Annotated in this window: 16 protein-coding genes; 4 read left to right on the plus strand and 12 right to left on the minus strand. The window is 47.9% G+C overall.

Annotated elements, in window-relative coordinates:
- Positions 1–131: 131 nt before the first annotated feature.
- Together L0M14_RS22090 and L0M14_RS22095 are read right to left on the minus strand one after the other, a co-directional pair.
- Complete coding sequence (locus L0M14_RS22090) at positions 132–1,172, minus strand: LacI family DNA-binding transcriptional regulator (RefSeq protein WP_235118713.1); 1,041 nt, start codon at positions 1,170–1,172, stop codon at positions 132–134.
- A 92-nt stretch (positions 1,173–1,264) separates the two neighbouring features.
- Entirely contained in the window at positions 1,265–1,798 is a 534-nt protein-coding gene (locus L0M14_RS22095; RefSeq protein ID WP_235118714.1) for a DinB family protein, read from the minus strand.
- 330 nt (positions 1,799–2,128) lie between these two features.
- Here L0M14_RS22095 and L0M14_RS22100 point away from each other — a divergent pair, with 330 nt between their 5' ends.
- Complete coding sequence (locus L0M14_RS22100; RefSeq protein WP_235118715.1) at positions 2,129–2,944, plus strand: hypothetical protein; 816 nt, start codon at positions 2,129–2,131, stop codon at positions 2,942–2,944.
- A 229-nt stretch (positions 2,945–3,173) separates the two neighbouring features.
- Here the strand turns inward: L0M14_RS22100 and moaA are convergent, their stop codons facing one another.
- From moaA to L0M14_RS22115, 3 genes are all read right to left on the minus strand, one after another.
- Positions 3,174–4,202 carry a GTP 3',8-cyclase MoaA gene (gene moaA, locus L0M14_RS22105; protein ID WP_405030800.1) on the minus strand — a complete coding sequence of 343 codons (1,029 nt, stop codon included), beginning with the start codon at positions 4,200–4,202 and terminating at the stop codon, positions 3,174–3,176.
- Between the two features lie 166 nt (positions 4,203–4,368).
- Positions 4,369–4,506 carry a hypothetical protein gene (locus L0M14_RS22110; RefSeq protein WP_235118716.1) on the minus strand — a complete coding sequence of 46 codons (138 nt, stop codon included), beginning with the start codon at positions 4,504–4,506 and terminating at the stop codon, positions 4,369–4,371.
- Positions 4,507–4,714: 208 nt separating this feature from the next.
- Positions 4,715–5,578 (minus strand): AraC family transcriptional regulator, encoded by an 864-nt coding sequence (locus tag L0M14_RS22115; protein WP_235118717.1) that lies wholly within the window; start codon positions 5,576–5,578, stop codon positions 4,715–4,717.
- Positions 5,579–5,714: 136 nt separating this feature from the next.
- Here L0M14_RS22115 and L0M14_RS22120 point away from each other — a divergent pair, with 136 nt between their 5' ends.
- The 3 genes from L0M14_RS22120 to L0M14_RS22130 are packed head-to-tail and all read left to right on the plus strand — an operon-like array spanning position 5,715 to position 8,563.
- Positions 5,715–6,584, plus strand: a complete 870-nt coding sequence (locus tag L0M14_RS22120; RefSeq protein WP_235118718.1) for an amidohydrolase family protein — start codon at positions 5,715–5,717, stop codon at positions 6,582–6,584.
- Entirely contained in the window at positions 6,581–7,519 is a 939-nt protein-coding gene (locus L0M14_RS22125) for an aldo/keto reductase (protein ID WP_235118719.1), read from the plus strand. Before L0M14_RS22120 ends, L0M14_RS22125 begins: the two co-directional genes overlap by 4 nt.
- 27 nt (positions 7,520–7,546) lie before the next feature.
- On the plus strand, positions 7,547–8,563 hold the full coding sequence (locus tag L0M14_RS22130; protein ID WP_235118720.1) for a zinc-binding alcohol dehydrogenase family protein: 1,017 nt from the start codon (positions 7,547–7,549) through the stop codon (positions 8,561–8,563).
- A gap of 153 nt (positions 8,564–8,716) precedes the next feature.
- On the opposite strand, the gene L0M14_RS22135 is transcribed toward L0M14_RS22130, so the two are convergent.
- The 7 genes from L0M14_RS22135 to L0M14_RS22160 all read right to left on the minus strand — a co-directional run bounded on the left by L0M14_RS22135 (position 8,717) and on the right by L0M14_RS22160 (position 14,155).
- Positions 8,717–9,232, minus strand: a complete 516-nt coding sequence (locus tag L0M14_RS22135) for a GNAT family N-acetyltransferase (protein ID WP_235118721.1) — start codon at positions 9,230–9,232, stop codon at positions 8,717–8,719.
- Positions 9,233–9,242: 10 nt separating this feature from the next.
- On the minus strand, positions 9,243–9,452 hold the full coding sequence (locus L0M14_RS22140) for a hypothetical protein (RefSeq protein WP_235118722.1): 210 nt from the start codon (positions 9,450–9,452) through the stop codon (positions 9,243–9,245).
- A gap of 295 nt (positions 9,453–9,747) precedes the next feature.
- Complete coding sequence (locus L0M14_RS31210; RefSeq protein WP_260115382.1) at positions 9,748–10,191, minus strand: substrate-binding domain-containing protein; 444 nt, start codon at positions 10,189–10,191, stop codon at positions 9,748–9,750.
- Positions 10,188–10,742: a substrate-binding domain-containing protein gene (locus L0M14_RS31215; protein ID WP_260115383.1), complete on the minus strand. Its 555-nt coding sequence runs from the start codon at positions 10,740–10,742 to the stop codon at positions 10,188–10,190. Before L0M14_RS31215 ends, L0M14_RS31210 begins: the two co-directional genes overlap by 4 nt.
- Positions 10,660–11,547 (minus strand): sensor histidine kinase, encoded by an 888-nt coding sequence (locus L0M14_RS22150; RefSeq protein ID WP_235123000.1) that lies wholly within the window; start codon positions 11,545–11,547, stop codon positions 10,660–10,662. The genes L0M14_RS31215 and L0M14_RS22150 overlap by 83 nt, the downstream gene beginning before the upstream one ends.
- Positions 11,445–12,530, minus strand: coding sequence for a cache domain-containing protein (locus L0M14_RS22155; RefSeq protein ID WP_235118723.1), 1,086 nt, complete (start codon positions 12,528–12,530; stop codon positions 11,445–11,447). The genes L0M14_RS22150 and L0M14_RS22155 overlap by 103 nt, the downstream gene beginning before the upstream one ends.
- Positions 12,527–14,155: a helix-turn-helix domain-containing protein gene (locus L0M14_RS22160; RefSeq protein ID WP_235118724.1), complete on the minus strand. Its 1,629-nt coding sequence runs from the start codon at positions 14,153–14,155 to the stop codon at positions 12,527–12,529. The genes L0M14_RS22155 and L0M14_RS22160 overlap by 4 nt, the downstream gene beginning before the upstream one ends.
- Between the last annotated feature and the right edge of the window lie 69 nt (positions 14,156–14,224).

The following is a 14,224-nucleotide window of genomic DNA, read 5'->3' on the forward strand; positions in this document are numbered from 1 at the left end:
TCGATCAACGAATATGTAGACGTCCAATTTCTGGCAAATGTTTCTATTACAAAGAAATGGCAGCCGTTTTTTTAATTCGGCTGCCATTTTTTTGTTGATATATCTGGGTCTTCGAAAAGTACTGAGCTTGTCTACAGCTTCTGAACCGAAGCGCGTTCCACCAAAAACGTAGATAGCAAGACCAGCTCCGGCCATCCTTCGGGATCCCCGATTCTTCGCAGTATGAGCTCAACGGCTGTTTTGCCCATTTCCGTCTTGGGTACCTTGACCGTTGTCAACTTCGGCTGGGTCAATTCACTTAGTGCGAGATCATCAAAGCCGATGATCGATACTTCGGATGGACAGCCAACTCCCATCTGGGCAAGAATGGATTGCGTCTCAATAGCAATCATATCGTTGGCGCAGAAGAGTCCCGTTACCGGAGGGTTGTTACGGACATGACCGACCAAGGTTTGGGAGAATTCAGCGGAGGTGTAATTACCTCGTCCGCTAACCCCGGTTCCCTCAATTCTCACTGTCGTCACAGGATACGGAGCCTTTTCATTCCAAGTACGAACGGCTTGCTCAAAGCCTCGAAGCCTCTCCGCAAAGCTCCAGGCCGATTCCACGTCGCCAACAAAAGCTAAGTTCTTATGACCGGCTTGAATCAGGTGATTCGTAGCCTGATAAGCGCCAATAAAGTTATTGGCCAGCACATGGTCGATGGTGGGGTCTTGAATATTCGTATCCACCAGCACGAAAGGGAAGCTTCTTGCTTTCAAATCATCAATGTAATCCTGCGGGATATGTCCCAGCACGATCACACCGTCCGCTTTATTCTCATGAATGCTGGCTGGCATCCCTTCCTTCGGCGGTATGGACGTATCGATGCCCGAAAGCAGCATGCTGAATCCGTGTTTGGACAATTCGGCATCGATTCCTCCGAGTACCTTGCCCCAATATTCAATATCATTCATGTAGCCGCGCGGCATAAGGACAGCCAGATTGCCCGTACGAGATGCGGGAAATGCTTTCTTGGAAGACTTAATGCGGTAGCCCAGCTCCTCCGCCGTCTTCCAGATCTGTTCTTTGGTGACATCATTGACCGCAGGATCGTTAGAGAGAGCTTTGGATACTAGAGCTTTGGAAACATTCAAATGTTCAGCTATCGTTTGCAGTGTTATCTTTTTCATCTATCATGACATCCTACTCTTTGTAGTTTCGATTTCTACAAATAGTATAAAGAAATCTTCAACTTTTTTCAACATTTATCTTAAACCTTCATTTATACATTTAATTTTAGTTTCTCTCGATACCATCTTCTGAGCTGATTCACTTGCGCCTGATGATAACGGCTGTGGTCAGCCATGTGCCACAAGCCCCAACGCAGCGTGGCTTTCTTCTCGTTCTCATGTCCAAATGTGACAACTCTCTCCAGATCCGCATCCGTTACTTGTTTACATGCCTCTCTTAACCTATCAAGCACAACTTCATAGTTCGAGTTCAGTGTGCTCAAGGGTACTCCCTTGACCATGGGCAGTTTATTATTGGCATCGATCATGGGACCGTATTGTTCGATCAGCGATGCAGGAAGAGGCTGCCTCATTATCCTATAAACCCAGTTCAGATCAACATAAGTAATATGTTTGATTAACTGAGCTGTACTATTAAACTTGTCATGAAGCCCCCTGTAGTCAACTTCTACTTGTGACATACCATCGGTGATGGATTGCATGCGTCGGCTATTCTCTCTTACTGCGGAATATAGCATTCCAACAACCGGCGTCATGCCGTCTTCCCCTTGTAAATCAAAGTACATTTCGGTTCATCCTCCTTTGTATGTATAGCTCCACTCTACTACTAACTATAATTACTGCTTCAATAATTTCCCAGAAAAACTTATAAAACCGCCGCAAGTTAAGATCTCCCCTTACTTACGACAAGTTTGACTTCATACATACATCCATTTCATGTAAACTGAAGCTACGAATTCTGCTATTATTCAAATATTGGTTAAGCGGCTATGCTCGGGAGCCGATTCTTCCGCCCGGGCGGCAGCCGGAGTAATAGACAGCCAAGTTTCTCCATACCGGCTTGTATGATAAACTACTTACATAGAATCAGTGTAAACCAGAAAGGCGGACAAACCATGGCACTTTCGTTTTTTATTGAGCCCGCTGCATATACTCCCTTCGATCAGGAAAGCGAGCTCCTGGAGCAATGCAAGGAGTGGGGGCTGCTATCCGACAAAGCCACCAAATCCAAGGCTTTTTTCTATAAAGGCAGCGGTTCCAATCTAACCTGTCAAATCGTAGGATACGTGGATAAAATAACAGCCGTCATTGAATTTGAAGACAAGCGGCTCCACTGCATTCACCCTTCATACCTGAAAGAAATGCAAGCAGCGAGCTATGGCCAGAAGGCAGCGGCTTCCACCGAAGAACCTGCCGGGGAGAAGTCGGCAGCAAATTCCACCTCCGCTAAAGCTGCGACTGAGTCTGAATCGTTGCTCCAAGAAGAATCCAGTGTTATCCAGGCAGAGCAAACTGCACTCGGACAAGAGCAGGATCAAGCGCAGGCTGTTGCTGCAGTCGCAGAGACGATAACAGAGATACAGCCCGAGCGCGCAGAGGCAGCACCGCCAAAAGCCAAAAAAGGCAAGGCGCCCAAGCTCGAGCTTCCTGAAGATAAAGTAAAAATGACCGCAACGGTACAAGAGTTTACCACCGTTCCGAACAATTTCTCCGATAATGACGATGAAGTGATTATCTATGAGGCAGCAGCCATTCTTGACCCCGCGCTTGAAATCGGAGCGGCCTGGTCCAGCAATAGCGCTACGATGAAGAAGCTGGAGCTTAACATCGGGGATACCATAACGTTCGAAGCTAAGGTGGTTGCCAAGAAGCTGACCAAGCACCCGGTTCCTTATAAAATCAACAATCCCAGTAAGATTCAAAAGGTATGACAAAAAGGCTGTCTGCGAAAAGTTCATCACTTTCCAGACGGGCCTTTTTTGTTGATAAAGAAGCGTTCATGATGAGCTTCAGTTGTTTTTCTCCGAGCACTGATATTCGATAGAAATAAAGCCTTCAAAGTACTATCAAAACTGTCAAAGGCACCTGCTCTACACTTCTCCGAAAATTACTAAGGCCTTCATTTACCTTGATCAACACTCTGGCTGCATTCGGCTTCCACTACCCGCCAATGTGCGACATCTCTACCTTAGGCATAGCCTCCGTCAGCTCAGACCGCAGCTCCGAATATCGGTCCTGCCTTTGTGACCATACTTCGGTGATCAGCTCCTTCAGCTCTTCGTCGCTTGAGCCCGAGCGCAGCGCGCCCAGCAGATCGGTTTTCGCTGATGTGAACAAGCAGGTATACAAGTGCCCTTCGGCTGAAAGCCTTGCCCGCGTACAGGTTCCGCAGAACGCCTGCGTCACGGAAGAAATTAGTCCAATCTCGTCGGTTGAACCTTGATAATAATAGCGGGATGCTACTTCCCCGTAATAATTCGACTCGGCCGGTACAAGCGGCATGACTTGGTGGATGATTTCTATGATTTGCTTGCTCGGCACGACATGCTGCAGATTCCAGCCATTGCTGTTGCCAACATCCATGAATTCTATAAACCTAAGAATATGCCCCTTTTCCTTGAAATAGGCGGCCATCGGAACAATGTCTTGGTCGTTCACACCCTTTTGCACCACCATATTCACCTTCACCTTAAGGCCTTCCGATGCCGCGGCATCAATCCCTTCCAGTATACCCTTCACGGGAAATTCCCTCCCGTTCATGGCGCCAAACCGCTCTTCATTGAGGCTATCCAGACTAACAGTGATGCGTTTCAAGCCTGCTTCCTTCAGTTCTTTGGCCCTTTGCTTCAGCAGCGAACCATTCGTCGTAACAGCTATATCCTTCACGCCTTCTATATGGCGGATTAACGAAATAATCTCACCGATATCTTTTCGCAGCAGAGGCTCTCCTCCGGTTATTCGAATCTTCTCTACGCCCAGCGATACAAAGATTCGTGTCAAACGCTCCATCTCAGGAAGCGTCAGCATACGATCCTTCGGCAAAAATAAATAATCCGGTCCAAACACCTCTTCCGGCATACAATACCGGCAGCGAAAATTGCACCGATCCGTGATCGATATTCGCAGGTCGCGCAGCGGTCTGTGGAGAGCATCCTCTATTTTTGACATATGCCGATTGAAAGTCTCCATGTTCCCCACCCCTTTACGTACAAACGTACACTGCTAGTATATCGCATTTGTTCCGTGCCTGTATAATCATCTCCGTTGATACTCTCTCAACAAATAAAAAGGCCGCCCTCCATCAAAATGACAGTGGTTCAGCCTTTGCTGCGTATCAGTGCGAACAGTACACTTGCTATTGTTCTTGCTTATTCTCCAGCAGACGGTCGTACTTTTCATAACGTGTATCCACCTCATCCGCCAGCTCCCGGAATCGTTTGGTCTCTTCAAGTACCGGGTCAACCTCCGCCTGAATACGGATTTCCGTCTTCATGGGCAGCTTCCTGCGCGCTTCCTCACTGGTATCGGGCTTCTCTATATCCCCTTCGGAAAGCTTATGAGCAAGCTCATCCTCTATTTTTTGGCATCCATTTGAACATACCTCCTCATTCAGTTTAAAGCCGATTCGTGTTTTCCATAGGTATAATACCCATAAAATAACATATTTACACGAAAAGAAGACAATTGAACTGCAAGCAAGACTATCTCTGCCGTCGGAAAATTCCCGGAGTTAGTCCGGTAGCCGCTTTAAAGACCCGATGAAAATAAGGCAAGCTATCAAAGCCGCACCGATCTGCAATGACATCTATACTAGCTTCCGTAGTGAGCAGAAGCTCTTTGGCGCGGACAATTCGTTTGGCGTTGACATAATCGGTCACGTTCATACCGGTCAACTGCTTGAATACCCGGGAGAAGTGCGCCGCCGTTACGGAAACTCGCTCCGCTAAAGCGGACAAGCCCATCCCCCGCTCGGCATGATGCTCATCCATGTATTGCAAAATATCCTTCATCCATCCCGGTCCCACCTGAATATCGGCCGTGTCTGCCTGAATCTCGGAAACAGCCGCACGATTGAATCGAAGCAGCAGCTGCTGCAAATGCAGACGGACGGCCTGCTTGTAGCCTAGTTGTTTCTCGCACGTTTCCTGATGCATCATAAGTAATGCCGACTCCAGCTGCATTCGCAGCGAATCCGAGGCTTCAAATTTGTAGCGTTTCCTCTTTCGGGCGAGCTCGTAGCAGTATAAGCTTGAATAGGAATCACTGCTTGAATCGATAGGCACCAATACCCGAGAAAAAAACACCGCCGTAGATGTGACCGGGTCATCAGGATCGGGGAAGGCCCTATGAATTGTGTCCCCAGGAATGAGAAACACATCACCGGCGTTCATTTCATAGAAATTCCGGTTAATAAAGAAGGTGCCCTTTCCCTTATAGATGTAAACCATTTCGTACAATTCATGTAAGTGTTCGGGCAGTTCCCGCTGGGGACTTTTCGTATCTTGAAAAACAAGCTGAAACGGAAACATCGGATCATCGAACAACGCCTTCCGAACAGCATCCATACGGATTTCCTCCATCGTATCGTTTTTTTCTTATATAATATCAATTTAGGGTATATTTTCGCAAATATAAACTATTTTCTAGTCAATTCCATCATTGTACAATGATCATAATTGGACCATAAGGAGTGTGTGGGTTATGCGGATTGATGCGCATCAGCATTATTGGCGAATCGAACGAGGCGACTACGGATGGATAACGCCGGATTTGCCCGTCCTTTACCGGGATTTCAGTCCCCAGGATTTGCTCCCCCATCTAAAGCAGCATCAATTGGATGGAAGCATCGCGGTACAAGCCGCTCCGACATTGGCGGAAACCGATTATTTGCTTTCTTTGGCTGATACAGATGATTCGATTCTGGGTGTCGTAGGATGGCTGGATCTCCATGATCCTGAGCATCGAAGTCATTACGAGCGGTTCAGCCGGCACCCGAAATTCGTGGGATTTCGTATCATGATACAGGAAATGCCGGATGCCTCAAGTATTCTGGAGCCGAGCTTCCTAGAAGCTTTAAGCGCTTACGCAGCCGAAGACGTTCCCATCGATCTGCTTGTCGTCTCTCACCAGCTGCCCCCACTGGTTAGACTGCTAGAGCGTGTGCCCCACCTGCGAGGTGTCATTGATCATCTAGCAAAGCCAAGGATTGCTGAAGGCGCTACTGCGCCTTGGCTCAGCTACATGAGGGAGATTGCCGCTCATCCGAAGCTCTATTGCAAGCTCTCGGGCATGGTAACGGAAGCAGACCACAGACATTGGAAACAGGCTGATTTCACCTTCTATATCCGCCAGATTCTTGAATTATTCGGTCCGCAGCGCGTCATGTTTGGCAGCGACTGGCCGGTATGTCTGCTTGCGGCAAGCTACGATCAGACGATGAGCGTATTGCAGCAGGCAATCCCTGATAGCTGGAGCGAGCAGGAACGGACACTGCTGTTTGGAGAGAATGCCAGAACATTTTACAAGCTGAATGATGTAAGCAGAAAGCTAAAGGAAGGAGAACGATTATGAAATACCGTAAGCTTGGCAAGACGGGTCTAGAAGTATCGGCGCTTAGCTTCGGAGCCTCATCCCTTGGTTCTGTTTTCCGGGAAACGGATGATGCTGAGAGCATTCGAACGGTACATGAAGCCGTTGACCATGGCATCAATTTGATTGACGTATCTCCCTATTACGGCTTGACGAAGGCGGAAACTGTACTCGGCAAAGCAATTGCGCAGCTTCCACGGGACCGTTTTATCCTCTCTACCAAAGCGGGACGTTACGGAGCGGACCATTTTGATTTTTCCAAGCAGCGTATCCTCGAAAGTGCGGAAGAGAGCTTGCGACGTCTGCAAACGGATTATCTGGACATCATGTTTTTGCATGATTTGGAATTCGTGCCGTTTGAAGCTGCAGCTGAGGGGGCCTTCCAGGCTCTAGAACAACTGAAGAAAGACGGAAAAATTCGATATTACGGAGTATCGGGACTGCCCTTGTCACTTTTTGAAAAAGCATTGTCCTACACCGAGCTGGATGTCGTCCTCTCTTACTGCCATTATTCTTTAAACGATACGACACTTGTGGAGCTGCTTCCTCTGCTGGAAAGCCGCAACATTGGCGTAGTTAATGCTTCCCCGCTATCAATGGGACTGCTGGGAACAAGGCCGGTTGCGGAGTGGCATCCAGCGACCCAAGAAATAAAAACTGTGTGTAGGCAGGCAGCCGACTATTGCGCAAGCAGAGGGGCCGACATGACGAAGCTGGCGGTACAATTTGCCACAGCAAACGAACGCATCCCAACCACACTCGTCAGTACAGCTAGTCCAGAGAACATCCGAAACAATATCCAGTGGAGCGAGGAGCCCATGGATGAACAGCTGCTCAGGGAGGTTCTCGAAATCTTAAAGCCGATCCAAGGAAAAAGCTGGGCAAGCGGACTTCCGGAGTATAACGTTCGGCCGTAAATGACGATAAGGAGTTGAAGTTCCTACATGAGAGGAATTATTTGTGAACAAACCGATCACTTCAAGCTCGTTGACGATCTGCCTGAGCCTGCTTGCGGACCCGGTGAAGCGATCGTTCGAATTCGGCGCATCGGCATCTGCGGCACGGATCTGCACGCCTACAAAGGCAATCAGCCTTACTTTACTTATCCGCGTATACTCGGGCATGAGCTCGCCGGCGTCGTCGAGTATGCCCCGTCAGATCCAGCGGAGCTTCGGGCAGGGGATCAAGTGTGTGTGATCCCTTATATGCACTGCGGCGTCTGCATCGCTTGCCGCAGCGGCAAAACAAACTGCTGCACCTCGATGCAGGTGCTCGGCGTCCATATCGACGGCGGCATGCGTGAGCGGATTGCGCTGCCGGTTACACACCTGCTCCAAACAGATGGCTTAACGTTGGACCAATCAGCCGTGCTAGAGCCTTTGGCTATCGGGGCTCATGCGGTTCGCCGCTCTCCAATACAGCCGAATGATACGGTCTTGGTCATCGGTGCCGGTCCTATTGGACTAGGTGTCATGGTATTCGCCAAGCTTGCAGGGGCTCGTGTAATTGCCATGGACATCAACGAGGAAAGGCTGGCCTTTTGCCGAGAGTGGGCCCAGGTAAACCATACGGTAGATGCAACGAAACAGCCCAAGGAGCGGGTAAGTGAAATCACAGAGGGTGATTATCCCATTATTGTGTTCGATGCAACGGGAAATGCAAGATCGATGGAGCAGTCCTTCAACTATGTTGCAAACGGCGGCTCACTGGTCTATGTCGGGCTGGCTAAAGCGGATATTTCCTTTCACAACCCTGAATTTCATAAACGGGAAATGACACTAATGGGCAGCCGTAACGCTACGAAGGAGGACTTCCTTCACGTTCTTGAAGCCGTTCGCAAAGGAAGTATCGATGTAGAATCCTACATTACGCACCGATCATCCTTTGAAACCATGATGGAAGCTTTTGACGATTGGCTGCGGCCGGAATCGAAAGTTATAAAAGCTATGGTAGAGCTTTAAACGGCAGCCTCCTTATGATATATCTCGTGTTCAAACCTTAAAGGGTACGCCCTCAGGTTCTACAGTTTACAACAAAGAACGCGAGTCCTTCAATAAATGAAATAATCCCCGTTCCCGGTCATACGGGAGCGAGGATTATTTCATTTATTGAAACTATTCTTCTAACTCATCGAGTTTTAGCACCATGTGGTAAAATTCCCCTTTGCCCGATTGCCGTGATCTGATTTGAAAACCATACTTCGCATAAAACTCAACGGCATTAGGCAGTGCCTCTATGGTAAGAAAGTTGCAGCCGCTGGTCTTAGCTATATCTTCAACGAGTTCAACTACCTCACCAAGCAAATATTCACCGTATCCTCTATTTCTATACTTCCGATCTACACCTAGATAATGCAGCTTTACAGCCGGAAATAAGTCTAGTCCCTCGGGAAGATTCCAACCATATTTTGTCATCTGATTTGCAAATACATGGACGTGGTCGTTATATAAAGCGAAATACCCGACTAGGTTTTGATTTTCATCAAAATATAGCCGGGTAACCGCTGATCTTAAATGATGCAGCATGAAGGCTTGCTCTTTGAGAAATAATTCAACGCTAATTTCATCAGAACAGTCGAATCCTTCAATAAGATTTTGGCATTCCCATGAAATGTTTCTATACGTAAGCATACTTCAGGAATTACTTCCTTTCCGGTGCCCGTTTATGTGTTTTCATCAATTGACGCAACCGATCTAGCCCTGGATCAGTTGTTTTCTTCTTACTGGTCGCATAATTAATGAAATTCTGCATTTCCGATTCTGTCTCAAATTCCAGATGAGTAGGGCGAATTGGCTTAACAGGTGTAGTCATCTTATGACGACCTCCTTCTGTTTCTTCTCGCTTAGGCATACGGATCATCCCTCCTGGTACAAGTCTTTCCATTCGTAACCATGGATAACCTGTTCGGATCGAACATAAAGGCCTGCTGCGATGAAGAGATGCGATAAATAAATCTTACCATCATTAAAATGCACTGTAAACTGCGAGCTTGATGCTATCTCGATCCACCTCGACGACCAATCCCGCTCGACCTGATGCTCATCAATGTTTATACCCATCAGTTACGTGCCGGGATCGACCGCAATATCCTCAATCGACGAATCGGACTTGATCTTTGGCGCTAGAAACCCTCATCGCTCCTCCGTCACTGCCCTTCGTGCTCCACGAAAGGAACGAGCAGCTTCTGATTGTCCTTGGTGTACATCGTATCCTTGGTAATGACGCTGGCTCCCGTATCAATGCGGAGCTCGACCTTTTTTCCTTCGGATGCCTCCAAAGCCGTCTTTATGGCTAAATATCCCATGTTAAATGGCTTCTGCACCACAATGGCTTGAAAAATCCCTTCCTCCAAAAACTTAATCTCCTCTTTCGAGCTGTCGAAGCCAACCATGGGGATTTCACCCACAGCCAGCTGCTGTTCTTTCATGGCTCTAGCCGCTCCCGTGCTGGTCGGTTCATTCAAGCAGATGATGCCATCCGGTCTATGCGCTTCATTCCCCTTCAGCAATCCTGTAGCTAGCTGGTAGGCGCGTTCCTCTTGCGCATCCGAATACAGGGTGTCGGTTACAATCAGTCCGCCTTCCGTCAAGCTGTCCCGGACACCCTCTCCCGCTCCATTACGCTAATAGAACCCTTTACCGTACTCAAAACAGCAACCTTGGCATGGGCAGGCAGCAAATCCCGCATGAACTGGCCCGCTTTTCTCCCGGCTGAATAATTATCCGTTGCGACAAAGCTATCCGCCATATCTCCGTTTACCCCGGAGTCGACGGTAATGAGAGGAATGCCCGCTTCCTTGATCTTATTACTGATCGGCACCAGCCGATTGTAATCGGTCGCAGCCAGTACGATCGCTTTCGGCTTCTGGGGGATCACTTGCTCCAACAGATGAATCTGCTCATCAATATCTGTCTCAGCAGCTGTTCCTATAATGTTTACTTCTGCGCCGTACTCCTTGGCAGCCGCCATCACGCCTTGATTCATGACCTGCCAGAAAGAGATCCGCGCGTCCGTCGTTTTGGGAACAAACACAATCGGTCTGCTGGGATCGGCAGCTCTAAACATATCCCAAGAGTAATAACCCGCACCGCCGGCCAGGAGTAATACGGTGGCACAGATAAGCCCTATGAATTTCTTCAATTCTGCTACCCCCCTCTTCCTCCGTTAGGTAAGGCACCAGGATGGTAACCGTCGTACCCTCATCCAGCTCACTCTCGAAGCTAAGCCCATACCCTACGCCAAAATATAGCTCAATCCGTTCATGAACATTTTGCACGCCGACCCCCGAGCTGGTGAAGCCATCCGGTACGGGTTTGCGTTCGCTTAGAATCGTCCTTGCCTTCTCCTCGGTCATGCCGACACCATCGTCCACGACAGCTAGCTCAATCGTATTGTGCTTTCTTTGGCCGGTGATACGAATATGTCCGAGCTCCGCTTTATGCTTCATGCCATGATAGATCGCATTCTCTACGAGCGGCTGCAGAACCAGCTTTAATATCTTTGCTTGATACAGCTCTTCAGGCACATCAATAGAATACGTAAATTTATTGCGGTAACGGATCTGTTGAATGGTCAAGTAATGGCGAATTTGCTCTAATTCAACTGCGATGGTTACCAGCTCTCCGCCCTTGCTGATGCTGGATCTCAGGAGCTTCGCCAGCGCGGAAGTCATGCTTACGACTTCATTCAGCTTCCCGGTTTCAGCCATCCATATAATGGAGTCCAACGTATTATAGAGGAAATGCGGCTTAATTTGCGCCTGGAGCGCTTTTAACTCACTCATTCGCTTGTTTTCCTGCTCGTACACGATCTGCTGCATGAGCTCCTTAATTTTGTAAATCATTAAATTAAAGCTTCGGGCCAATTTTCCGATCTCATTCGTGTTTTCAATGTCGACACGCAGGTCGAAGTTCCCTTTTTCAACAAGCTTAATGTGTGATTCCAGCTGTTTGAGCGGTCTCGACAACGTAAAAGAGATGAAAAAGAAAGGATGAGCGCAATCGCCAAACAAAGACTTCCCCAATAAGCTGTAGACAGCTGCATAGCACGTTTGTTGGGAGCGAGATCCTCCGGATAAATCACCCCGACAATTTTCCACCCAAATTTGGTGGTCGAGACGGTATATATTTTCCGTTCATTCCCTGAATTCAGCACAACTGTTCCGTCTTTGGCATGAAGAATGTCTTCAATTCTTTCCGATTTGAGCTGTGTATTCATAATTTGCTGCTGCGGATGATACACCAAATCACCGGAGGGGTCGATGATGAACACATACCCATGTTTACCTACCTGGACCTGTTTACATAGGTTGTTAATGACACTGTAGTTCAAGTCGACCAACAGCACACCTCCGCCGTGTCCATCATGAGCTGGAAGCTGCCTGCTGATCGACACGACCCAACGGTACTCGCCTATATATAAATTTTGTACATGAGAGGAAGAAACGGCCGTTTGACCCTGGAGCTCAACTGCCCGCTTATACCACTCCTGCTCTTTCATGACGTTCTCCTGCTTTAAAAGATCCGCAGCCCGGTCGGATACGACTCCCCCGTCATCTGAGACAAAGACAATGGAAGTGATATCATGATGGGAGGTAATGATCGAATGGAAATACTCCCGAATTTGCGTTTCCAGCAGCTGATCTTCTTCACTATGTTCGTTCTTCATAGACGCATAGCGTTTCAGGTCACCGTTATCTAACGTCAGGGAGGAAATGTTCTCAATATTTTGGATATACGTTTCCACATTAGTATAAACTTGCTTGACGAGCTCTGTGGTATATTCCAGTGAATTATTCGTAACTGCATCTTCCGAAAGCTTATAGGCTGTAAAGCTAAGAATGGCGGTAGTGCAAAGAATAAGAACAGAGAATGCCGCTGCGATCTGGATATGAATGCTTTTGAATTGAAAGAAGCGAACTCCTCTCATAGAGCCTCGCCCGCTTGAATCCGGTTTCGGAATTCCTTCGGCGTCATTCCCGTTTGCCTTTTGAAAATGACACTAAAATATTGCGGGTCACTATAGCCTACTCGGGCTGCGATTTCATAGGTCTTGAGTGCCGTCGCTAGAAGCAGCTCCTTCGCCTTTTCCATCCGGTGCTTGGTTAAATATTCCACAAAGGTAAGCCCGGTATGCTGTTTAAACAGGGCGCTGAAATAGCTGCTGCTCATGAATATATACGCGCATACCTGCTGTAACGATAACGTCTCATTTCCGTAATGCTCATGAATATAGGCTACGGCAAGCTGCATGTGATTCTGGGTATCGACGTTGCGTTTTTCTCCGACATGACACACAATCCGATGGCACAGCTCCTCTAACCATTGTTTGATATGGTCAAGCGTGTGATACGATTTCATTTCCCCGAAGGGGTCCCTGCCAAAGACTTCAACCTCATCGCAGCCGGTTTCCGTCACCCAGTTCATCAGCGCCGCAAGCAGCTTGTGCAGCATGCCAAAGCATCTCTCTACCGAAAGGCCTGTTGACCTCCATTCCTCCAGCCAAGATGTGAGTACTTTGCTCACCTGATTTCCCTTGCCCATTTTCAATGCTGAAAGCAGTCGTTTTTCCCATTCCAAATACTCCACAGTATCGGAACGTATTCCTCTTTCCAAGTCGGTAATGCAGATCAAGCGGTTGCTTCCAAGCAGTAAGCGGTAATCCAAGGCGGAGCATGCCTCCTGATACGATTTGGACAAATGAGGCAGTGATGTATACGTCCGCCCTACTCCAATGGTGAGGGAAAGCCTAAGGAATTTCTCTACACTGTAAGCAGTCTGTGAAGCCAAAGTCTGGGCCAGCGTGCCGACCTCCTCACCATCACCGGACAGCAGGATGACGATATTGTCATCTCGATTGCGGAATACGATGCCGGCATGTTCTTTTTCAAATATTTCCTGGAAAATGTTATAGACGGCAAATTGTAAAAGTTCAATATCTGTATTTGCATCTATCGCAATTCGGGAGGCCTCTTTCGTATGCAAATCGTCGATTCCCGCCACCAGCGCAATAAAATAAGACCCGGCAAGTGATAGGTCAAAATACTTGAATCTCCTGTCGATCTCATCCTTCTTCATGATCGAGCTCACCATCCGCTCTAAGAACCGTTCCTTCAGCAGCGGCAGGCTTTGATTCAATTGCTGGCGAATCGTACTGAGATTCTCCCGCGACATGTGCTCATCATCAAGCTCCAGCTTTAATTTTTCTAGGAAAGCCGTAAATTCCTGTAGATTGATCGGCTTCATGAGGTACTCGCTTACTTTGAGGGAAATCGCCTGTTTGGCATACTCAAACTCTTCATAGCCGGTAATAATCACGATTTTGGTGTCCTTGCAGGTCTCCATCGCAATACGCGTAAGCTCTAGTCCATTCATGAATGGCATGGAAATATCGGTAATAATCACATCCGGACGAAGTGACTCCAGGGCTTCTGCCGCATCCCTGCCGTTCTCGAATGCCCCTACCAGCTGAAAGCCGCAGGCAGCCCAATTCGTTCTGCTTATAATACCTTCTCTTACTTCATCTTCATCATCAACCAGGATTAACGTATACATAAGATTAACCTCACAGATGGATAGGATAGATCGCTCGCGAAATGATGCCGCTTTCAATATTCTCACATG

It is taken from the genome of Paenibacillus hexagrammi (genome assembly GCF_021513275.1).
GTDB classification, from domain to species: Bacteria; Bacillota; Bacilli; order Paenibacillales; family NBRC-103111; genus Paenibacillus_E; species Paenibacillus_E hexagrammi.